This is a genomic window from Pseudomonas sp. BIGb0278, assembly GCF_024809895.1.
GTDB classification, from domain to species: Bacteria; Pseudomonadota; Gammaproteobacteria; order Pseudomonadales; family Pseudomonadaceae; genus Aquipseudomonas; species Aquipseudomonas shirazensis.
Genome location: NZ_JANUEL010000006.1, coordinates 55,382 through 75,417 on the forward strand (window position 1 = coordinate 55,382; position 20,036 = coordinate 75,417).

At 63.4% G+C, this 20,036-nt stretch carries 19 protein-coding genes and 1 pseudogene; 6 read left to right on the plus strand and 14 right to left on the minus strand.

Annotated elements, in window-relative coordinates:
• Position 1: 1 nt before the first annotated feature.
• From kdpC to M2396_RS19085, 12 genes are all read right to left on the minus strand, one after another.
• Positions 2-580: a potassium-transporting ATPase subunit KdpC gene (kdpC, locus tag M2396_RS19030; protein WP_220633351.1), complete on the minus strand. Its 579-nt coding sequence runs from the start codon at positions 578-580 to the stop codon at positions 2-4.
• Between the two features lie 10 nt (positions 581-590).
• Positions 591-2,645, minus strand: coding sequence for a potassium-transporting ATPase subunit KdpB (gene kdpB / locus M2396_RS19035; protein ID WP_220633350.1), 2,055 nt, complete (start codon positions 2,643-2,645; stop codon positions 591-593).
• A gap of 9 nt (positions 2,646-2,654) precedes the next feature.
• Positions 2,655-4,349 carry a potassium-transporting ATPase subunit KdpA gene (kdpA, locus tag M2396_RS19040; RefSeq protein WP_150569682.1) on the minus strand — a complete coding sequence of 565 codons (1,695 nt, stop codon included), beginning with the start codon at positions 4,347-4,349 and terminating at the stop codon, positions 2,655-2,657.
• A 9-nt stretch (positions 4,350-4,358) separates the two neighbouring features.
• Positions 4,359-4,448, minus strand: coding sequence for a K(+)-transporting ATPase subunit F (gene kdpF, locus M2396_RS19045; RefSeq protein WP_101318193.1), 90 nt, complete (start codon positions 4,446-4,448; stop codon positions 4,359-4,361).
• Positions 4,449-4,562: 114 nt separating this feature from the next.
• Complete coding sequence (locus M2396_RS19050; protein WP_101322976.1) at positions 4,563-5,612, minus strand: AI-2E family transporter; 1,050 nt, start codon at positions 5,610-5,612, stop codon at positions 4,563-4,565.
• Between the two features lie 12 nt (positions 5,613-5,624).
• A complete protein-coding gene (locus M2396_RS19055; RefSeq protein ID WP_259077283.1) occupies positions 5,625-6,407 on the minus strand; it encodes a DUF4892 domain-containing protein in 783 nt (260 codons plus the stop codon).
• A gap of 109 nt (positions 6,408-6,516) precedes the next feature.
• Positions 6,517-7,371 carry an alpha/beta hydrolase gene (locus M2396_RS19060; protein WP_150573394.1) on the minus strand — a complete coding sequence of 285 codons (855 nt, stop codon included), beginning with the start codon at positions 7,369-7,371 and terminating at the stop codon, positions 6,517-6,519.
• Positions 7,368-8,156, minus strand: coding sequence for an alpha/beta fold hydrolase (locus tag M2396_RS19065; RefSeq protein ID WP_188035672.1), 789 nt, complete (start codon positions 8,154-8,156; stop codon positions 7,368-7,370). Before M2396_RS19065 ends, M2396_RS19060 begins: the two co-directional genes overlap by 4 nt.
• A 102-nt stretch (positions 8,157-8,258) precedes the next feature.
• Positions 8,259-8,600, minus strand: a complete 342-nt coding sequence (locus tag M2396_RS19070; RefSeq protein WP_101318185.1) for a hypothetical protein — start codon at positions 8,598-8,600, stop codon at positions 8,259-8,261.
• A 96-nt stretch (positions 8,601-8,696) separates the two neighbouring features.
• Positions 8,697-9,155 carry a phosphohistidine phosphatase SixA gene (gene sixA, locus M2396_RS19075; RefSeq protein WP_101318183.1) on the minus strand — a complete coding sequence of 153 codons (459 nt, stop codon included), beginning with the start codon at positions 9,153-9,155 and terminating at the stop codon, positions 8,697-8,699.
• Entirely contained in the window at positions 9,152-9,499 is a 348-nt protein-coding gene (locus tag M2396_RS19080) for a DUF4389 domain-containing protein (protein ID WP_101318181.1), read from the minus strand. Before M2396_RS19080 ends, sixA begins: the two co-directional genes overlap by 4 nt.
• Positions 9,500-9,525: 26 nt before the next feature.
• The gene (locus M2396_RS19085) at positions 9,526-10,551 is read right to left on the minus strand and encodes an NAD(P)H-dependent glycerol-3-phosphate dehydrogenase (protein ID WP_150569687.1); all 1,026 of its coding nucleotides are present in this window, start codon (positions 10,549-10,551) and stop codon (positions 9,526-9,528) included.
• A gap of 186 nt (positions 10,552-10,737) precedes the next feature.
• Here M2396_RS19085 and M2396_RS19090 point away from each other — a divergent pair, with 186 nt between their 5' ends.
• The 5 genes and pseudogenes from M2396_RS19090 (at position 10,738) to fabB (ending at position 17,222) form a co-directional block, all read left to right on the plus strand.
• Positions 10,738-12,852 carry a TonB-dependent siderophore receptor gene (locus M2396_RS19090; RefSeq protein ID WP_259077285.1) on the plus strand — a complete coding sequence of 705 codons (2,115 nt, stop codon included), beginning with the start codon at positions 10,738-10,740 and terminating at the stop codon, positions 12,850-12,852.
• Positions 12,852-13,742, plus strand: a complete 891-nt coding sequence (locus M2396_RS19095; RefSeq protein WP_188035669.1) for an ABC transporter substrate-binding protein — start codon at positions 12,852-12,854, stop codon at positions 13,740-13,742. Before M2396_RS19090 ends, M2396_RS19095 begins: the two co-directional genes overlap by 1 nt.
• Positions 13,739-15,247: pseudogene (locus tag M2396_RS19100) on the plus strand (ATP-binding protein); the annotation flags it as partial. The gene M2396_RS19095 and the pseudogene M2396_RS19100, both read left to right, overlap by 4 nt.
• A gap of 227 nt (positions 15,248-15,474) precedes the next feature.
• Positions 15,475-15,990 (plus strand): 3-hydroxyacyl-[acyl-carrier-protein] dehydratase FabA, encoded by a 516-nt coding sequence (fabA, locus tag M2396_RS19105; protein WP_101318173.1) that lies wholly within the window; start codon positions 15,475-15,477, stop codon positions 15,988-15,990.
• A gap of 11 nt (positions 15,991-16,001) precedes the next feature.
• Positions 16,002-17,222, plus strand: coding sequence for a beta-ketoacyl-ACP synthase I (fabB, locus tag M2396_RS19110; RefSeq protein ID WP_101318171.1), 1,221 nt, complete (start codon positions 16,002-16,004; stop codon positions 17,220-17,222).
• Positions 17,223-17,300: 78 nt separating this feature from the next.
• Here fabB and M2396_RS19115 read toward each other — a convergent pair whose 3' ends face one another.
• Positions 17,301-18,305, minus strand: a complete 1,005-nt coding sequence (locus M2396_RS19115; RefSeq protein WP_150569690.1) for an amidohydrolase family protein — start codon at positions 18,303-18,305, stop codon at positions 17,301-17,303.
• 114 nt (positions 18,306-18,419) lie between these two features.
• Between M2396_RS19115 and M2396_RS19120 the strand changes: the two genes are divergently transcribed.
• The gene (locus M2396_RS19120; protein WP_259077287.1) at positions 18,420-19,283 is read left to right on the plus strand and encodes a pirin family protein; all 864 of its coding nucleotides are present in this window, start codon (positions 18,420-18,422) and stop codon (positions 19,281-19,283) included.
• Here M2396_RS19120 and M2396_RS19125 read toward each other — a convergent pair.
• Positions 19,272-20,018, minus strand: coding sequence for a dienelactone hydrolase family protein (locus tag M2396_RS19125; protein ID WP_101318164.1), 747 nt, complete (start codon positions 20,016-20,018; stop codon positions 19,272-19,274). The two genes, M2396_RS19120 and M2396_RS19125, sit on opposite strands and share 12 nt — an antisense overlap.
• Positions 20,019-20,036: the final 18 nt, after the last annotated feature.

Sequence of the window (20,036 nt, forward strand, 5' to 3'; positions counted from 1 at the left end):
TTCATCCTTCACAGTTGCGGTGATCAGCACAGCGGGTCAATTGCTCCAGCGCCTGATTCAGCGCCAGCACGTTGACCACCGGTGGGCCGATCAATGGCTGCAGGGTGGCCTCTTCGATCAGCCCTTGCAAGCGCTCTACCGGCACTTTGCGCGCCGCCGCCACTCTGGGGATCTGATACGCCAGCGCTTGCGGCGACAGATGCGGGTCGAGACCGCTGGCCGAGGTGGTCAGCAGGGCTTGCGGTACCGGCCCCAACTCGGCGCGATACAGCGTGCCCGCGTCTGCCTTGACCCGCTCGGCCAGAGCCGGATTGCTCGGCGCCAGATTGCTCGCGCCACTGGCCACGGTGGCATACGCCGCCGCAGACGGACGTGGGTGGAACCAGCCATCGCCAGTGAACGGTTGGGCGATCAGCGCCGAGCCGCGCACCTGGCCCTGCTCGTCGTGCACCAGGCTGCCGTTGGCCTGCGTGGGGAAGGCCACTTGCGCAACCGCCGTCACCGCCAGCGGATAAAGCGCGCCGGTGATCACTGTCATCAATACAACCAGGCTCAGGGCCGGGCGAAGGTAAGTAGTCATAACGGCCTCCTCAGACCAGGTGCAGGGCATTGAGCAGCATGTCGATCAGCTTGATCCCGGCAAACGGCACGATCAGGCCGCCGACACCGTAGATCAGCAAATTGCGCCGTAGCAGATGGGCGGCACTCGCTGCCTGCACCCTCACCCCACGCAGTGCCAAGGGGATCAGCGCGACAATGATCAGCGCGTTGAACACGATCGCCGAGAGGATCGCGCTCTGCGGGCTGGCCAGCTGCATCAGGTTGAGTACGCCCAGTTGCGGGTAGATCGCGGCAAACAGCGCCGGCAGGATGGCGAAGTACTTGGCCACGTCGTTGGCGATCGAGAAGGTGGTCAACGCACCGCGGGTGACCAGCAACTCCTTGCCGACCTGGACCACGTCGAGCAGCTTGGTCGGGTCGCTGTCGAGGTCGACCATGTTGGCCGCCTCACGCGCGGCCTGGGTGCCGTCGTTCATGGCCATGCCGACATCGGCCTGAGCCAGCGCCGGCGCATCGTTGGCACCGTCGCCGCACATGGCGACCAAGCGGCCGTCGTTTTGCTCTTGGCGAATGCGCGCCAGCTTTTTCTCCGGGGTGGCTTCGGCCAGTACATCATCGACGCCGGCTTCGGCGGCGATGGCAGCAGCGGTCAGCGGGTTGTCGCCGGTCACCATCACCGTGCGGATGCCAAGCTTGCGCAGTTCGGCGAAGCGCTCGCGGATGCCTGGCTTGACCACGTCCTTGAGGTGGATCACGCCGAGCAGGCGCTGGTCGACGCACACCAGCAGCGGCGTGCCGCCACTCTGGGCAATGCGCTCGACTTCCTTGGCCAGCGCCGATGGCATCTGCAAGCGCTCGATACCGACAAAGCCCAGCACCGCATCGACGGCGCCCTTGCGGTAGCGGCGCTGCTCGAAGTCGACACCCGACAACCGTGTCTCGGCGCTGAACGCCACCGGGCTGAATTGATCGGCGCCCGGCTCGTTGAAGTCGTGCAACTGGCGCAGGTATTCGACAATCGACTTGCCCTCGGCGGTGTCGTCGGCAAGCGACGCCAGCAAGGCGCCCTCGCCCAGCTCCTTGGCCGTCACCGCCGGCGCTGTGTGCAGAGCGCTGCAGCGGCGGTTGCCGAAGGTGATGGTGCCGGTCTTGTCGAGCATCAGCGTATGCACGTCACCGGCCGCCTCCACTGCTCGCCCGGAGCGGGCAATCACGTTGAGCCGTACCAGCCGGTCCATGCCGGCGATGCCGATAGCCGAAAGCAGGCCACCAATGGTGGTCGGGATCAGCGTCACCAGCAGCGCGGCGAGGAAGATCAACGGCAGGCTGCCGCCGGCAAAGCGGGCGAAGGGCTGCAAGGTCACCACTACGATCAAGAAGATCAGGGTCAAGCCGATCAGCAGGATGTCGAGGGCAATCTCGTTCGGGGTCTTCTGTCGCTTGGCGCCTTCGACCAGGGCGATCATGCGGTCCAGGGTCGATTCGCCCGGGTTGCTGGTGATGCGGATGAGCAGCCAGTCGGAGACCAGCCGGGTGTTGCCGGTGACGGCGGAGCGGTCCCCACCGGACTCGCGGATGACCGGCGCCGATTCGCCAGTGATGGCCGCCTCATTGACCGCCGCGATGCCTTCGAGCACCTCGCCGTCGCCGGGAATCAGCTCGCCGGCCACCACCTTGACCACATCGTCTTTGCGTAGCGCGCTGGCGGCAACCGTTTCGAAGCTGCCATCGGCACGCCGGCGCTGCGCATTCAAGCCCTGGCTGCCGGCCTTGAGGCTGTCGGCGCGTGCCTTGCCGCGACCCTCGGCCAGCGCTTCGGCAAAGTTGGCGAACAGCACGGTGAACCACAGCCACAGCGCGATCTGGATCGCTACCGCAGTGCTGACACCACTCTCTGGCGCAAAACACAGCAGCGTAGTCAGCAGCGCCGTCAGCGCCACCACCAGCATCACCGGGGAACGCTTGAGCTGACGCGGGTCGAGCTTGACCAGCGCCTGGATCAGGGCGGGCCGCCACAGTGCGGCGAAGCGGGTCTGATCAGTGCCAGGGCGTGGCGCCTGGACTTGAGCAATAGGCATGTTCATGTTGATTCCTCAGAAACCCAGGCTCAGTTGTTCGGCAATCGGCCCCAGGGCCAGGCTTGGCAGGAAGGTCAGGCCGCCCATCAGCAGGATGATCACCAGCAGCAAACCGGTGAACAGCGGGCCGTGGGTGGGGAAGCTGTTCTGCCCTTGCGGTGCGCGGTTCTTCGCCGCCAGGCTGCCGGCCAGGGCCAGCACCGGCAGGATGTAGCCGAAGCGGCCAATGAGCATGGCCAAAGCGATCATGACGTTGTGGTACACCGTGTTGGCGCCAAAGCCGGCGAAGGCCGAGCCGTTGTTGGCGGTGCCAGAGGTGTAGGCGTAGAGCAGCTGACTGAAGCCGTGCGCGCCGGGGTTGCTGACCGCACCGGCAGGGCCTGGCAGGCTGGCTGCGAGGGCGCCGAGCACCAGCACACCAAGCGGCATCACCAGCAAGGTCGCCACCAGCAGTTGGACTTCCCGCGCTTGCAGCTTCTTGCCCAGATATTCAGGCGTGCGACCGATCATTAGCCCCGCCAGAAACACTGCAATCAAGACGAACAGGAGCATGCCGTAGAGGCCCGCACCCACGCCGCCGAAGATTACCTCGCCGACCATCATGTTGAGCATCGCGACCATCCCGGTCAGCGGGTTGAGGCTGTCGTGCATGGCGTTCACCGAGCCGTTGGAAGCGGCGGTAGTGGTGACTGTCCAGAGCACCGAGCCGGTGGTGCCGAAGCGGCTTTCCTTGCCCTCCATCGGTGCCGACTGCTGCACCTGCTCACTGATCAGCGCTGGATTGGGCTGGTACTCGGCCCACAGCGCAGTAGCCCCGCCGATCAGGAACAGCGCCAGCATGCAGGCGAGAATCGCCCGGCTCTGGCGCAGGTCCTTGACGTAGTGGCCGAAGGTGAACACCAGCGCCACCGGGATCAGGATGATCGACCCCAGCTCGAACAGGTTGCTCCAGGCCGTGGGGTTTTCGAACGGATGGGCCGAGTTGACACCAAAGAAGCCGCCGCCATTGGTGCCCAGTTGCTTGATCGCGATCTGGCTTGCGGCCGGCCCGAGCGGGATAGTCTGGTCAGCGCCTTGCAGGGTCACGGCATGGGCGTAATCGGCAAAGGTCTGTGGCACGCCCTGCCACACCAGCAACAGCGCCAGCAGCAGGCACAGCGGCAACAGGCCGTAGAGGGTGGCGCGGGTCATGTCGACCCAGAAGTTGCCGACCGTAGCGGCCGAACGCCGGGCAATCCCGCGGCACAGCGCGACCAGCACGGCCAGGCCGGTCGCGGCGCTGACGAAGTTCTGCACGGTCAGGCCGAGCATCTGGCTCAGGTAACTAAGCGACGCTTCGCCACTGTAGGCCTGCCAGTTGGTGTTGGTGACAAAGCTCACCGCCGTGTTCAATGCCAACGACCAGTCCTGGCCCGGCAACCGTTGCGGATTGAGTGGCAGGTAACCCTGCAGCATCAACACGGCGAACAGCAGGACAAACCCGGCCAGGTTGAACGTCAGCAGGGCCAGCGCGTACTGCTTCCAGCTCTGCTCCTGCTCGGCCTGGACGCCCGCCAGCCGGTAGCAGCCGCGCTCCAGCGGGCCGAGCGCCGGCGACAGCCAGGTGCGCTGGCCTTCCATGACCTTGTAGTAGAAGCGCCCGAGCCAAGGCGCGGGCAGCAGCACGATGGCAAAAAACGCCAGCAGCAAGGCGAAATCATAACTGTGCATGGCCGCTCCCTAGCTGTGGTCGGCGCGCAACAGCGCGACCAGCAGGTAAACCGCCAACGCCACTGCCAAGAGCAGTGACACGCCTTCAAGCATGTACATGAGCCAATCTCCCCGGAATGCGGCGTGGGCCGCTTTGCGAGGATTGTCCGGGGGATGGCCGTAAAGGAACGAGAGCGAGCGCTGGTTCAGCGCATAAAGAAAGCGTAAAGCCTGCTAGGGTTGCACGCTCGGCTGAGTGCTGCGGCTCCAGTCCAGCAACAGGCTGTAGGCCACGGCGAGCAGGGTCGGGCCGATGAACAGGCCGATGAAGCCAAACGCGATCAGGCCGCCGAATACCCCGAGCAGCACGATCACCAGCGGCAGATTGCCGCCACGGCTGATCAGGTACGGTTTGAGCACGTTGTCCACGCCGCTGATGACGAAGGTGCCCCAGATACCGAGAAACACTGCCATGCCGTAGTGCCCCTGCCACACCAGCCACGCGGTGGCGGGCAGCCACGCCAGCGGCGGCCCCATCGGAATCAGGCTGAGCATGAAGGTCACCAGACCGAGCACAATCGCCCCCGGCACGCCAGCGATGAGGAAACCGATCATCGCCAGCAGGCCTTGCGCCGCCGCCGTGCCGATCACGCCGTTGACTACGCGCTGCACGGTGCCGGCGACCAGTTCCAGGTAGTACTCGGCGCGCTCGCCGATCAGCCGCTGCAGCAGGCGCAGGACAAATGCCGCCAGCCGCGGGCCGTCGCGGTAGAAGAAGAATACAAAGACCAGGCTCAACGACAGCTCGAGCACGCCGCCGCCAATTTGCGCGCTGCGCGCCAGCAGCCAGTTGCCGACCTGGCCGAAGTAAGGTTTGGCCGATGCCAGCAGCGCCGCACCCTGCTGGTCAAGGGAGTTCCACCAGGTCAGCAGGCGCTCACCGACCAGCGGAATGCTGCCCAGCCAGGCCGGTGCCTCGGGCAGGCCATCGACCTGCACATCGCGGATAAACGCCGTGGCATCGCGAATATGGTCAGCCAGGTTGAAGCCGAGCCACACCAGCGGCAGCGCCACGATCAGAATCCACAGGGTGGTCAGCACCGCCGCAGCCAGGGTTTCACGTCCGCCCAGCCAACGGGTGAGCAGGCGCATCAGCGGCCAGCTGGCAAACGCCAGGATTGCGCCCCACAGCAGTGCCGAGATGAACGGCGCCATTACCCACAAGCCGGCGCCCAGCAGCGCCAACAGCAGAATCTGTACCAGCAGGCGATCATTGTTGGCCACAGGTGCACTCATTTAACGAATCAATTCCAGATGCAACCCCTCGGTCTCGGCAGTGCCGACCTCCAGCCGTGCAGCGCGTACGCCCATCTTGACCAACTGCTCGCGCCAATCTTCAGCCTGCTTGCCACTCAGGCTGACGCGCAAAGTGCTGTCCAGATTCAGGCTGCGGCTGAGCAGGGTCACCCAAGCCGGCAACGGTGCCGTCAGGTCAGGATAGTCAAGCTTGCCGGTGTCGCGCAGCTCACGCATGACCGTGGCCGAGGTCGGCAGCAGCTCGCCCAGCGGCGACTCGGCAATAAATTCCTCGACATGCAGGTAAACCCGCTTGTTACCCGCAGTGACGCTGTACAAGGCAACCAGCGTATCGGCTTCCTCAGCCGAGCGGCGCAGCAGGATAAACGCCTGCTGCTCATCGCCACCGTTGAGCCTGGCGTTCTTGAACACCTCGTTGGCCCACAGGCTGGCTTCGCCGCAGTCGCGTTTTTCACACCAGAACAGCGGATAACCGCCCTCCTCCTGCAGTGCTTCGCGGGCGCTGGTAAAGGCTTCGCGTGCGGTGCGTTCGGCGGGCAGCTGGTAGGTCACGGAGCTGACCTGGCCGCGGCTCTCGACCTTGTCGTCAACCCGCAGCCGGCCGCTGATCTTGCGCAACGGGCCGAGGGGGTAAACCCGCTCCTGCTCCAGCGCCGGGCGCTGATCGACTATTTTGGCGTCCAGCGGCACTGGCAGGCTGCCGGCCCACAGCAGCGGGCTGGCAAGACCCAGGCAGCCGGCAACCAGAATTCGAATACTCATCGGCCTCCCTTGCCGCTGGCGGCGTGGGTGGCGAGGGGGTAAATGTCAGGCATGTCCATGGTTGTCTCCCTGTTCAACCTGCCAAGCCTCGGCACTTGTCCGGAGCAAGTCAAGAAAACCCGCAGAAGCGATTGATACAGTCTGCGACAAGGGTCGCGCCCTGCTCGTCGTTCAGGTGCAAGTGATGACCGCCAGGCAGGCGCACCTGCTCGAAGGGTAGCTGCTCCAGCAGCGCCGTGTGGCGCGCGAGCATGCCATCCGCCGCAACCACCAGGCAGGTCGGGCATTCGATGCGCTGAACAAAGGCCATGGCCTGCGCCTCACTCAAGCGCGCTGGCGACGGCAGGGTCAGACGACTGTCGCTGCGCCAGCTATAGCCGCCCGGCACCGGCATCAGGCCGCGTTGAGCGAGCAGTTCGGCAGCTTCACGGCTGACCGCGACCATACCCTTCATACGCGCCTCGATGCCTTGTTCGAGGCTCGGATAGATCGACTTGCGTTTGCTGTCCAGGCGTAACTGCGCCTGCAGGGCCATGCCCAGCCGCTGCGCAGCATCCTGCTCGGCGCCGGTAGGCGGCAGCACGCCGTCGATCAGCAGCAAGCGACTGATCCGCTCTGGCAGCGCTCCGGCCAGCTGCACCGAAATGATTGCGCCCAGCGAATGGCCAAGCAGGCCAAAGCGCTGCCAGCCGAGCTGCTCGGCAACCCGAACGACATCGTGGGCATAATCGGCCAGCGCATAGCTGGCACCCGCCGGGCGATGCTCTGAATAGCCATGGCCAGCCAGATCCAGCGCGACGATACGCAACCCGCGCAGCAGCGGCGCCAGCCGGGCGAAGCTGTTGGCATTGTCCAGCCAGCCATGCAGCGCGATCACCGGCTCGCCATCCTCCGGGCCAAACAGATGAGCTGCCAATTCGATGTGGCCCAGATTGAGCCGGATTTCCTCGACCTGCGCGCTCATGGCTGCCCCCAACGATCAAACAGTCCTTTGATCAAGCTGGCGGTATCAGCGGGGCGCTCCAGCGGGAACATATGCCCGCCCGGCACGCTGTGGTATTCGCCCAGCGGCATGCTGCGCACGGCAAAGGCGTGATGGCGGCGGATCACCCGGCTGCGATCGCCGCGAACCATGGCCAGCGGCACCTGCAGTTGGCGCGCCGGTGCCGGGCTCAAGTGCGGGATACTGCGATAGATGCTGATCTCGGTGGCGGGATCGAAGCGCAGGCGCAGGCCGCCCTCAGCTGCTTCCAAGCCATGCTCCAGATAGGCCTCGAGGCAGTCTGGGTCAAAATGACGGAACAGCGTCTTGCCAGTGAAATAGCCCCGCGCACTGTCCCGATCAGCAAACACAGCGCGGCGGTTCAGGGTACGCCCGGCCGGGGTAATGCGGTCGATGAAGCCAAAACGTTTGGCCGTGCGCAGCAGCCACTGATCGGCGCGGGTCAACACTGGCGAATCGAGCATGACCACGCCGCGGTAATAGTGCGGGCAGCGCAGCGCCGCGTGCAGGTGCAATACCCCGCCCAGAGAATGGCCAACACCCCACACCGGCCCTGGCTGCTGGGCCAGGTGGTGGAGCAGTTCATCGACTAGGTTGAGCCAGTTGTCGTCGACCGGGAAGCGCGGGTCGTGGCCGTGCTGGAGCAGATGCTGAACCTGATAGTCCGGCGCGAGCGCAGCAAACAGCTTGCCGTAGGTGGCCGAGGGGAAGCCATTGGCATGGGCGAAGAAGATTTGCTGCGACATGGCCGCCTGCTCTCACGAAAAGATTGCCCATTGTCGGCAAGCGCAGCGGCCGCGGCAACGTCCGGATAGGTCATCGCCAAGGGCGTTCAGGTCATCGCCGGTTCAATCGAAGCTGGCCATCGACCGGCGCAGGCACGCCTGCATGTAGGCCAATTGATACTCGAGTGCCTCGCGAGCCTGGGCCTTGTCCGCTTCTTCGAGCTTGGAGCGGCGCAGCGCAAGGCAGCTGGTCTGCAGCAGATGCGCCATACGAATGCTCGCCTGGCGCAGTTGCTCAAGCTCATATTGGCCTTCGCACTTGCCCAGCAGGCGATTGAAGCTGGCATCCGCGCAATCCTGCAGCAAACGGTGCTCGGCAAAGTCCGGCACGCCATGCTCGTTCAGTTTGTCCAGCACACGCTGTGGGCTCACCGAGCTCACCAATTCAAGACGTCGACTACTCATCCACTACTCCCTGTTACACGGTTCGACTCTCACGCGATCAACGCTAGCAATCAGCCGAACGCCCAGGCAACTGGCAAAAATGCCAGTTGCCGCAGGCTAGCCGGGATGACTCAAGGCTTTCAGTGACATCAATCCAGGCAACGGCCAGTCCCCTTCCAGCTCGGCCAGGCTGGCGGTGCTCATCGCTGCCGGCTGTTGCAAATGGCCGTGCTCAAGCATGCCAACCAATGCGCCTACCAGCGGCTGGTGGCTGACCAGCAAGACGTGCTCAAAGCCCAATTTTTCAAGCTCGGTGATGGCTTCACGCACGCTGCTTTCTGGGGTGAGCCAGGCCACCGTACGCAGCGGCTGAGGAAAATCGAGGGTTTCCTGCACCAATGCAGCGGTTTGCTGAGCACGCACGTAAGGGCTCACCAGAATCGCCTGCAGTGGTTGCCCCAGCAGCAGCGCAGCGCTGTACAGGACCTGCTCGCGGCCGTGGCTGGTCAGGCGCCGTTCGGCATCGCTATTAGCACGTGGCTCGGCTTCGCCGTGACGCAGGATCCACAGTTTCACAGCTTGGGCTCCTCATCACGCACCGGATGGGGCGCGGCCGCTACAACGTGTGGCGCCTCACCCTCGGGTGCGCGTGGGGTTGGCCAATCGGAAAACGGCCACGGCTTGCGATCGCTGTGAAAGGTGCCAAAGCGGCCGATCTGCGCCAGAAACTGGCTCAGGCTGTCGCCAAAGTTCATCAGGCTGGCACTCGGCGCGCCGTAGACCAGACGGTAGATCAGCTGCACCAGCACCAGGCCGGCCAGCAGCAATTCGGCCAACTGCCAGACCACCAGGAACACGAGCATCCACAGCACCCGCAGGATGATCGATTCGCGCTCCACGCGCTCGGGGGTATCGCTCATGTATTGCTCCTTGCTGTGCTCAGCGTTTAGTTGAAGCCGCTGGTGGAAATGAAGTCGACGTCGGTTTTCGGTTCCGCGCGCATCAGGTGTTCGATCACCTGATTCAAGGTGCGCCCTTCGAACAGGATCGCATGCAGCCCGGCTACCAGTGGCATGTACACCTGGGCGTCATCGGCCTTGGCCTTGAGCACCTTGATGGTGTTCACGCCCTCGGCCACTTCGCCCAGCCGGCTCACCGCTTCTTCCAGCGACAAACCCTGGCCCAGCGCATAGCCGACCTGGTAGTTGCGGCTTTTCGGCGACGAGCAGGTGACGATCAGGTCACCGACCCCGGCAAGGCCGAGGAAGGTCATCGGGTTGGCGCCCAGGCTGACGGCGAACCGAGTCATTTCGGCCAGCGCGCGGGTGATCAGCATGCTCTTGGTGTTTTCACCCATGCCCAGCGCCACGGCCATACCGGCAATGATCGCGTAGACGTTTTTCAGTGCGCCGCCCAGTTCGACACCGAAGCGGTCGGCACTGGCATAGACGCGGAAGGTGCGCCCGTGCAGTACCTCTTGCACGCTCAGGCACAGCGCTTCGTCTTCGCTGGCGACCACCGTGGCGGTCAGTGCGTGTTCGGCGATTTCGCGCGCAAGGTTGGGCCCGGAGAGCACCCCAATACGCGCCTCGGGGGCGATTTCTTCGAGAATCTGGCTCATCAGCTTGAAGCTCTGCGCCTCGATGCCCTTGGTCAGGCTCACCAGGCACTTGCCGCGCAGCAGCTCGGCATGCGGCGCCAGGACGCTGCGCAAGGCGCTGGATGGCAGCGCAACAAAAATCAGTTGTGCAGCTTGCAGGGTGGCCAGCAGGTCATTGACCGGCTCGACGCCGTCCTGCAAGCGGATACCTTTGAGGTAGCGCGGGTTTTCGCGGTTGACGCGCATCGCCTGCGCCTGGTCCGGATCGCGCATCCACTGGCGCACAGGGTTGCCGTTTTCGGCCAGCAGGTTGGCCACGGCGGTGCCGAAGCTGCCGCCTCCAAGAACTGCAACAGGTTGCTGTTCAGTCATATCCAGTCCGTTAAAGCCAAAGTTGAGTGGCGACGGGCGCATTATACGGGCCAGATGCGGCATAACCAGAGGCACGCGGTGTCAGCCTGTTACCCGCTCGACGGCGTAGCCAGCATGGATGGGGCTGCTGGAAAAACCTCTACGGTCGGTTAACATGCGCGTTTCCTGCTGAAACAAGGCTGTAACGTGTTGTCTGGCACGCCGCCCTTCCCTCGCCTGCTATTACTGACTGCCCTGCTTGGCGGGCCAGCTGTGGCCGACGACCTGTTTATTGACAACCAGGACCTGCCGCAAGTTCTCACTGCCACCCGACTTAAACAATCTGCAGCCGGCGTACCGGGCAGCATGACTGTGCTCGACAGCCAGTTGATCCGCGCCAGCGGCGCCCGCGACATCCCCGAGCTCTTGCGGCTGGTGCCGGGCATGATGATCGGCTACGGCGCCAGCAACCAGCCGACGGTCAACTACCATGGCAGCAACGTCAGCGAGGCGCGGCGCATGCAGGTGCTGATCGACGGCCGCTCGGTGTACCGCGCAGGCCTGGCCACCGTCGACTGGAGCGATATCCCGGTAGCACTTGAGGATATTGAGCGGATCGAGGTGTTTCGCGGGCCAAACACGGTCAGTTATGGCGCCAATGCCCTGATGGCGGTGGTCAACATCCTCACCCGAAGCCCTGCCGACAGCCAGGGCACGCGCCTCAAGCTGAGCCGCGGGGCGGATGGCGTCAACGACTTTTACGCCAGCCAGGGCTTGGGCTGGGAGGGCGGCGACCTGCGTCTGTCAATGTCCGGCCAGGAGGATGACGGCTTCGATCACGACCAGTCGGGCGCTGACTACCGCGACAGCCGCCGGCTCAACCGGATCAACCTGAGCGTGCTGCAGCAGTTGGCGAGCAACCAGACGCTGGAGTGGCAACTGGCGGCCAAGGAAGGCACCAATCAGCGCCCCTACACTTATCAGCCGGTGTTTCCCTACGTCACCGCCCGTGGCAACAACGCAGACGTCAAGGCCAAGGACTACGCTGGCTCGCTGCGCTGGAACATTGATTTCAATGACCAGCACAGTCTCTATGTACAGGGCTCGGCGCAGCACTTCGACCGCCAGCAAGTGTGGCGTGCCTGCGATGCGGCATTGTCGTTCAGCCCAGCCCTGACTCGACTGTGGCAGCTCGACTCGAACTACGCCGAGCAGGTCGCCCGCAACATCGTCAACCCGCCGGCCAACAACAATCCTGCGCTGCAGGCACTGCGCGATCAGGTCAAGACCCAGTGGGACAGCCAGGGCGGCAGCCAGGTCGTGTGCGGTGATGTCGACCAAAGCACCCGGGAAACCCGCTACGACCTGGAAATCCAGGACACCCTGAGCCTGACCGACAACCTGCGCCTGCTCAGCGGCGCCAACTTTCGCTATGACCAGGCTGACTCGCAGACCTATTTCAATGGCCCCCTGAGCGACCAGACCTGGCGCCTGTTCGGCCAGCTGGAATGGCGCGCCGACGAGCACTGGATCATCCAGGGCGGAACCATGTTCGAGGACAGCCGCCTGTCCGGCAGTTCGCTGACGCCGCGCCTGGCGGTCAACTACCTGATCACCCCGCGTCATGGCCTGCGCGCGGTGTATTCCGAAGCAGTGCGCTCACCCGACATGTTCGAGAACAACGTCAACTGGAGCTATACGGTCAATAACCTCAGCCCCTATCAGCCTGGCCTGGGCAGGGGCGAGTACTTCGTCAAGACCCGCGGCCCGGGCGATCTCGATCAGGAGCGGATGCGCTCGCGTGAACTGGGCTACAACGGCAGCTTCAGCGAAATCGGTCTGAACCTTGACCTGAAGGTCTTCTACGACGAAATCAGCGGCATGATCAGCGAGCCGCTGCGCAATAACCAGTACATCGCCAGCAACAGCAACAAGGCCCGTTTCAGCGGCAGTGAGCTGCAACTCGATTGGCACCTTGGCCAGCGTGACCGGCTGCGCCTGACCTACGCTTATGTCGACGCCTGGGCCAGCAACCGCAACGACAGCGAAGCCAGTGCGCGCAATAGCGGCTCTGCCGGCTGGTTGCGCGACTGGGGCGATGGCTGGTCGAGTGCGCTGTTCTACTACGGCGATGACGCGCTTAACCAGTATCGCTATGAGCGGGTTGACCTGCGCCTGGCCAAGCGCTTGCGCATTCGGCGCAGCAACCTTGAGCTGGCCGCACTGTGGCAGCAGCGTCTGGACGATGAACCGATCACCCTCGCGCAGAACCGCTACGACAGTCGTCAGCGCCTGAGCGTCAGCGCGGAGCTGGAGTTCTGATGGCGCGCTTGCTCGGTCTGCTGCTGATCTGCCTGTGGCCACTGGCGACACTGTCGGCCAATGAGGTGCTGGTAGTCGGCGCCAGCGACCAGGCTGGAATGCGCAGCTTCGCCCAGGCACTGCAAGTTCGCCGTGGCAATGATCAGGTGCACTTCCAACCCGTCTCAAGCTTGCCGCCACCCAGCCAACTGCCGCGTGACCTGCGCCTGATCCTGCTCGACCGCGCCGCGCTGCAATGGCGCATGAGCGAATCCGCCGGGCCGCGCGCATTGCTCATGCGGGTCAGCCGCGTCGAGGCCGAACATCTGCTGGGGGCAGATCGCCCGGGCTACCTGAGCCTGCTCTGGAACGATCCGCCGTTGGCCCGGCAGTTGCGCCTGACCCGCTTGCTGATGCCGCAGGCACGACGAATCGGCGTGCTCTATGGCCAGCACAGCCACTTTTTGCTCAATGAGTTGCGCCAGGCCGCAAGGCCACTGGGGCTTGAGATCGTTGCCCAGCCCTGGCCAGACCTGCGCGACAGCCGCCCGCTACAGCAAGTGCTGGCTGACAGCGACGTACTGCTCGGCCTGGATGACCCTGATCTGTATAACGCCAAGACCGCGAAAAACGTCTTGCTCAGTAGCTACGGCCGGCAAATGGCGCTGATCGGCCCCAACGCCGGTTTTGTCCGTGCCGGCGCCTTGGCCAGCACCTATAGCGACCAGGACGACTGGCTGGCAGTGCTCGACCAATTGCTCGATCAGCCGCCAGCTCGCTGGCCACGCAGCTTGTACCCTGTCCATTTCGGCGTCAGCGGCAACCAACAGGTGGCGCGCGCGCTGGGCCTCGAACCGATCGACCCGCAGGCCGCCGCACTGGCCCTGGCCGCAGGAGAGTCCACCCCATGAGTAAACGCCTGAGCTGGGATATCCATACCCGCACCCAGATCATCAGCCTGGGGCCGGCCCTGCTGCTGACGCTGCTGCTGATCAGCTTCTTCACCTTCGTGCGCATTCAGGATTTGCGTCAGGAGCTCAATCACACCGGGCAACTGATCGCCAATCAGCTGGCCCCGGCTTCCGAATACGGGGTTATCTCAGGCAACAATGAAGTGCTCGACAGCCTGATGCGCGCCACTTTGAGCATCCCCCATGTGCGCTTCCTCGAGGTTCAGGATGGCCGCAACAATATTCTGGTGTATGTCGAGCAGGCCGATGAGAGCGCCAACCGCGCACAGCGGGTCGAGGTGTTCCAGGCGCCGATCCGTCTGCAGCAGATCCGCTTGGACAGTGACTTCCTGCCACCCACCAAGACCACCTTGCCGGGCATCACCGATGATTACCTGGGCCGGGTCATCGTCGGCATGTCCGACGATGCCTTCAACCAGCGCCAGCAGGAGATTGTGATCAAGGCCGGCATCCTCGCCCTGTTTGCCCTGCTCTTCACGTTCCTTGTGGCGCGGCGCCTGGCACGCAGCCTGGCCGAGCCGATCAGCGACATGGGGCTTGCCGTCAAGGCGATTCAGCAAGGCACCTTCAATACCCCGGTGCCGGTGGTCGATGACAACGAACTGGGCAACCTGGCGCGGCACATCAACAACCTCGCCAGCGCCCTTGAGCAGGCCAGCCAGGAGCAGCGTCAGGCAATCGCGCAACTGACCCAGGCGCGCGAGGAAGCCGAACAGGCCAACCGCGCCAAGTCGGACTTTCTAGCGATGATGAGCCACGAGTTGCGCACACCGATGAACGGCGTGCTCGGCATGTTGCAGTTACTGGAAACCACCCAGATGACCGTCGAGCAGGCCGAGTACACCTCTGTCGCCAGTGAATCGACCGGGCATCTGCTCAAAGTCATCAACGACATCCTCGATTTCTCGCGTATCGAGCGCACCCAGCTTGAGCTGGAACACATCGAATTCAGCCTTGGCGAACTGATCACCAGCAGTGTGCAAGCCTTCCAGCACAGCGCCCAGCAGCGTGGCCTGGGCTTGCACCTGCAGTTGCCCGCTGGCGCCGAGCACATGCGCGTCTATGGCGACCCGACGCGGATTCGCCAAATCCTGCTCAACCTGATTGGCAATGCATTGAAATTTACCGAGCAAGGCAGGGTAGAAATCGAGCCGCGCTGGCAATTGGCCGATACGGGTGGACTATGGTTCACCTGCGCGGTTCGCGACACCGGCATCGGCATCGACGACCAGCATCTGGAAAGCATGTTCGTTGCCTTCCAGCAGGCCGACAGTTCGATCTCGCGCCGCTACGGCGGCACCGGGTTGGGGTTGGCCATCGCGCGAACCCTGGCAGAGCGCATGGGCGGCCGCCTGCACGCACAGAGCCGCGCGGGGCGGGGCTCGACGTTCACCCTGGAAATACCGCTGACGCTTGCGGCCGCGAGCCACCCGGCCAGACAGCCGTGACTGGCGATAAATGTTAAAGTGCGGCAGTCTTAATGCTGGACAGGCGCGCCGCTGGGCCTGAAAATACCGGTTTCAGTGAACACCTGTACTCATTTACCAGGATCACTGTGACTTTCACCACAACGCAATAGTCTATCTGTAGGCTGCCGCCTTGAGCCCTTTGGTGCTCAGGGATGGCCGGGAAGATTCATCCCCTGCCGCATGGGGATTATTGAGGAGCTCGCATGACCAAACAAAACGCCTTTACTCGGGAAGACCTGCTGCGCTGCAGTCGCGGTGAGCTGTTCGGCCCAGGTAACGCGCAACTGCCCGCCCCCAACATGTTGATGGTTGATCGCATCACGCATATCAGCGAGGAAGGCGGCAAGTTCGGCAAAGGTGAATTGGTCGCTGAGCTGGATATCACTCCAGACCTGTGGTTCTTTGCCTGCCACTTCGAAGGTGATCCGGTCATGCCGGGCTGCCTGGGCCTCGATGCCATGTGGCAGCTGGTCGGCTTCTTCCTCGGCTGGCAGGGCTTGCCGGGTCGCGGTCGCGCACTGGGCTCTGGCGAAGTGAAATTCTTCGGCCAGGTGTTGCCTACTGCGAAGAAAGTCACCTACAACATTCATATCAAGCGCGTCCTGAAAGGCAAGCTGAACATGGCCATCGCCGATGGCTCGGTCAGTGTCGACGGCCGCGAGATCTACACGGCCGAAGCCCTCCGGGTCGGCGTGTTCACCTCCACTGACAATTTCTAAGGGTTATTCGCATGCGCCGCGTCGTTATCACTGGTCTGGGCATCGTATCGTGCCTGGGCAATGACAAAGAGACCGTCACCGAAAACCTGCGCAAGAGCCGTCCGGGCATTCGTTTCAACCCGGAATACAAGGAAATGGGGCTGCGCAGCCAGGTTTCCGGTTCCATCGACCTGAACCTCGAAGAACTGATCGACCGCAAGGTGTTCCGCTTCGTCGGTCACGCCGCTGCCTACGCCTACCTGGCGATGCAGGACGCGATCAAGGATTCGGGGTTGAGCGAAGAGCAGGTTTCCAACCCACGCACCGGCCTGGTAGCAGGCTCCGGCGGCGCATCGACCCTGAACCAGATGGAAGCGCTGGACACCCTGCGCGAGAAAGGCGTCAAGCGCGTCGGTCCGTACCGGGTTACCCGCACCATGGGCAGCACCGTTTCCGCGTGCCTGGCCACGCCGTTCAAGATCAAGGGTATCAACTACTCGATCTCGTCGGCCTGCGCCACCAGTGCACACTGCATCGGTACCGCTCTGGAGCAGATCCAGTGGGGCAAGCAGGACATCGTCTTTGCCGGTGGCGGTGAAGAAGAGCACTGGAGCCAGTCGTTCCTGTTCGATGCCATGGGCGCCCTGTCGACCAAGCGCAACGAAACGCCTGAGCTGGCTTCGCGCGCCTACGACGCTGACCGTGACGGTTTCGTCATCGCTGGCGGCGGCGGCATGGTCGTGGTCGAAGAGCTGGAACACGCCCTCGCCCGCGGTGCCAAGATCTACGCTGAAATCGTCGGCTACGGTGCAACTTCCGACGGTTACGACATGGTCGCGCCGAGCGGCGAAGGCGCGATCCGTTGCATGCAGCAGGCGCTGTCGACCGTTGATACACCAATCGACTACCTCAACACTCACGGCACCTCGACTCCGGTCGGCGACGTTGCCGAGATGAAAGGTGTACGTGAAGTGTTCAAGGACAAGGCACCGAAGATCAGCTCGACCAAGAGCCTGTCCGGCCACTCGCTGGGCGCCGCTGGTGTGCACGAGGCGATCTACTGCCTGCTGATGATGGAAAACAACTTCATCGCCGGCTCCGCCAACATCGATGAGCTGGACCCGGAAGTTGCTGACCTGCCGATCCAGCGTGAAACCATCGAAAATGCGAAGATCGACACCGTCATGAGCAACAGCTTCGGCTTCGGCGGCACCAACGCCACCCTGGTGCTCAAGCGCTGGGAAGGCAAGTAAGGCCTGACTGCTGCACTGAAAACGCCCCGACTGGTTCGGGGCGTTTTTGTTTTCGGCGTTCGCGTTGCCTGGCGCGGCTCAGTGCCCCTTGGGCAGCACCGCCAGGAAGTTGTCCCGCGCCACCTTGTGCGCCACCTCTTCGCTCAAGGCATCCAGGAATGGATCGAAGCCATGCAGCTCCTTGCCCAGGCTGTCGAACCGACCAACCACATCCGAACCCAACATGAACCGGTCAGGGTACTGCTCGACCAACTCGACCCAGGCCTTGCGCGGCTTGCCTGCATCGTCGAGCAGATACGGCTCGAGCACACTCCAGGACAAGTCGATGTACAGGTTCGGATAGTCCTTCAACAATCGCGTTACTACCGGCAAGAGAAAGTCCATCTGCGTCTGATGGCGATGAATCTCCATGCTGGTACCGGCATGCGCCCAGATGAATCGTGTGTGCGGATGGTTGCGCAGAGGCTCTTCCAGCTCGGCCAGGTACAGTGGGTTGCGCTCGCGCTTGGAGGTGATGTTGGAGTGGATCAGCACGGGCAGGTCACGTTCTGCGGCCAGGTGATAAATCCGTGTCATGGCCTCGTTGTTGGCCCTCGGCGTATCGCCGCTGGTCAGCGCAGTAAGGTCGTCATGGCGGGTGAACACCTCGCCGATGCCCTGCCACATTCCCGGGTACAGCTCGAGCATACGCTCGATGTGGCTGGCTGCATTCTTGTCAACCGGATTGAAGCCGGTCAGGAATGGATGGAAGCGCTTGCGCTGTTCGGCCGGCAGCTTTTCCAATGCGGCCGCCACATAGACGTCAGTGGCGCTGTACCAGTAGGCATCGGCATCATCACCGGCGTAGTAGCGCGGGCGCTTGGGTTCGTCCTCGTGCCACTTCTTCGCCACTGACACCCCGGAAATCATCGACTGATCGATACCGGCATTGTCCATCGCCGCAAGCAGGGCCGGCATGCCCTCGGATTCCTGGAAAAAGTCGACGTAATGCAGATGGGCATCGCTGTAGCGGTAGTCGCGTGCCTGCGCCGCGTGGCACAGCAGGCCCGAGACCAGCACCGCAGCCAGTGCTCTGGCGATCATGGCAGTTTCCTTGAGCTGATTCGAACAGAGTAGACCCGCGCCTGGTGGCCACGGTTCAGCAATGGCTGGCAAACCGCTATGCTTGCAGCCTCAGCCCTGCGCCTGGAGCCTTGCATGAGCCGCCCGTTGATCATCCGCCCACGCGCCGAAACCATCGCAGGCCAGCCCATTCTGCGGCCGCTACCCTCGGCGCAGTGTCGCAGCGTCGGCCCGTTCGTGTTCTTCGACCACATGCTGGCAACCGACTACGCTGCGGGCAGTGGCATGGATATCCACCAACATCCACACATCGGCCTGGCGACCCTGACCTACCTGTTCGAAGGCGAACTGCTGCACAAGGACAGCATTGGCTCTGATCAACGTGTGCGGCCTGGCGAGGTCAGCTGGATGAGCGCCGGTCTTGGCGTGGCCCATGTCGAGCGCACGCCGGCCGAGCTGGTCGCAAGCGGCTCACGCCTGCATGGGCTGCAGGTGTGGCTGGCGGCGCCGCGTGAACACGAGCAGGCACTGCCCAGTTACAGCCATCACTGCGCAGCGAGCTTGCCGGTCAGCGACACCCTGGGGGTGCGTATCTGTCTGATTGCCGGTCAAGGCTTTTGCCTTGAATCGCCGGTACCGGTGCTTTCCCCTACCCTGTACGCGCACATCGGCATGCAACCGGCAACCAGCCTGCTGATCCCCACTGAACATACCCAGCGTGCGCTGTATCTGCTGGAGGGCGAGGTGTTGCTCGATGATGAGCCGGTCGAGCCGCACAGCTTGCTGGTGCTGCCAGAAGGCGAGGAACTGACGCTGTACGCGCAAGGTGAATGCCAACTGGCACTGATCGGCGGCGCGCCGCTGGATGGGCCGCGGCGGATGAACTGGAACTTTGTTGCCAGCGACCCGGCACTGATCGAACAGGCGCGGGCCAACTGGGCAGCCGGGCAATGGCCAGTGGTAGCCGGAGAAACCCAGCGGATCGAGTTACCCCGCTAGCGAAGCAGGATCCGGTTTGAACACTTCTTCGAGCAGATTGTGCATGGCCTTGAACGCGCGCTGCGAGGTGCGCCAGTCAAACTGCATCTTGCCCGGTACGTTTGCCGCCGGGTCGGTGAACGAATGCACCGCACCGCCGTAGCTGACCAGTTGCCAATCGACCTTGGCCGCGTTCATTTCCTGCTCGAAGGCAGGTAGCTGCTCGCGGGGTACCAGTGGATCGCTGGCGCCGTGCAGCACCAGTACCGAACCTTTGATGTTGCCGGCATCAGCGCTATCAGGTGTGTCGAGGGTGCCGTGGAAGGAGACAGTGGCTTTCAGATCAGCGCCACTGCGGGCCAGCTCCAGTGCACAGCAACCACCAAAACAGAAGCCGAACGCCGCCACTTTGCCCGGCGCCAGCAGCGCCCTGGACTGCCCCAGCAACTGGGCCAGGGCGGCATGCATGCGCTTGCGCAGCTCACCACGATCGTTTTTCAGCGGCATCATGGCGGCGCCCGCTTCATCTGCATTGGTCGGCCGCACCGACTGCCCATAGAGGTCGGCGATCAGCACCACATAGCCCTTCTCGGCGACTTCCCTGGCAATGCGCTCGGCACCTTCGCCGATGCCCATCCAGTTCGGCGCCATCAGCAGAGCAGGTTTTGCTTCTGCGCCTGGGGCGTATACCAAGCGGCTCTCGTAAGCCTTGCCGGCGTGGTGATAGACCAACGATTCGACGATTGCTTTGCTCATCAAGCTTCTCCTTGTCCT

What these genes read in the sequence shown, in the direction of transcription:
- kdpC (WP_220633351.1), bottom strand. Translation starts at nt 580, where the DNA reads ATGACTACTTACCTTCGCCCGGCCCTGAGCCTGGTTGTATTGATGACA.
- kdpB (WP_220633350.1), bottom strand. Translation starts at nt 2,645, where the DNA reads ATGAACATGCCTATTGCTCAAGTCCAGGCGCCACGCCCTGGCACTGAT.
- kdpA (WP_150569682.1), bottom strand. Translation starts at nt 4,349, where the DNA reads ATGCACAGTTATGATTTCGCCTTGCTGCTGGCGTTTTTTGCCATCGTG.
- kdpF (WP_101318193.1), bottom strand. Translation starts at nt 4,448, where the DNA reads ATGTACATGCTTGAAGGCGTGTCACTGCTCTTGGCAGTGGCGTTGGCG.
- M2396_RS19055 (WP_259077283.1), bottom strand. Translation starts at nt 6,407, where the DNA reads ATGAGTATTCGAATTCTGGTTGCCGGCTGCCTGGGTCTTGCCAGCCCG.
- M2396_RS19060 (WP_150573394.1), bottom strand. Translation starts at nt 7,371, where the DNA reads ATGAGCGCGCAGGTCGAGGAAATCCGGCTCAATCTGGGCCACATCGAA.
- M2396_RS19065 (WP_188035672.1), bottom strand. Translation starts at nt 8,156, where the DNA reads ATGTCGCAGCAAATCTTCTTCGCCCATGCCAATGGCTTCCCCTCGGCC.
- M2396_RS19070 (WP_101318185.1), bottom strand. Translation starts at nt 8,600, where the DNA reads ATGAGTAGTCGACGTCTTGAATTGGTGAGCTCGGTGAGCCCACAGCGT.
- M2396_RS19080 (WP_101318181.1), bottom strand. Translation starts at nt 9,499, where the DNA reads ATGAGCGATACCCCCGAGCGCGTGGAGCGCGAATCGATCATCCTGCGG.
- M2396_RS19085 (WP_150569687.1), bottom strand. Translation starts at nt 10,551, where the DNA reads ATGACTGAACAGCAACCTGTTGCAGTTCTTGGAGGCGGCAGCTTCGGC.
- M2396_RS19095 (WP_188035669.1), top strand. Translation starts at nt 12,852, where the DNA reads ATGGCGCGCTTGCTCGGTCTGCTGCTGATCTGCCTGTGGCCACTGGCG.
- fabA (WP_101318173.1), top strand. Translation starts at nt 15,475, where the DNA reads ATGACCAAACAAAACGCCTTTACTCGGGAAGACCTGCTGCGCTGCAGT.
- fabB (WP_101318171.1), top strand. Translation starts at nt 16,002, where the DNA reads ATGCGCCGCGTCGTTATCACTGGTCTGGGCATCGTATCGTGCCTGGGC.
- M2396_RS19115 (WP_150569690.1), bottom strand. Translation starts at nt 18,305, where the DNA reads ATGATCGCCAGAGCACTGGCTGCGGTGCTGGTCTCGGGCCTGCTGTGC.
- M2396_RS19120 (WP_259077287.1), top strand. Translation starts at nt 18,420, where the DNA reads ATGAGCCGCCCGTTGATCATCCGCCCACGCGCCGAAACCATCGCAGGC.
- M2396_RS19125 (WP_101318164.1), bottom strand. Translation starts at nt 20,018, where the DNA reads ATGAGCAAAGCAATCGTCGAATCGTTGGTCTATCACCACGCCGGCAAG.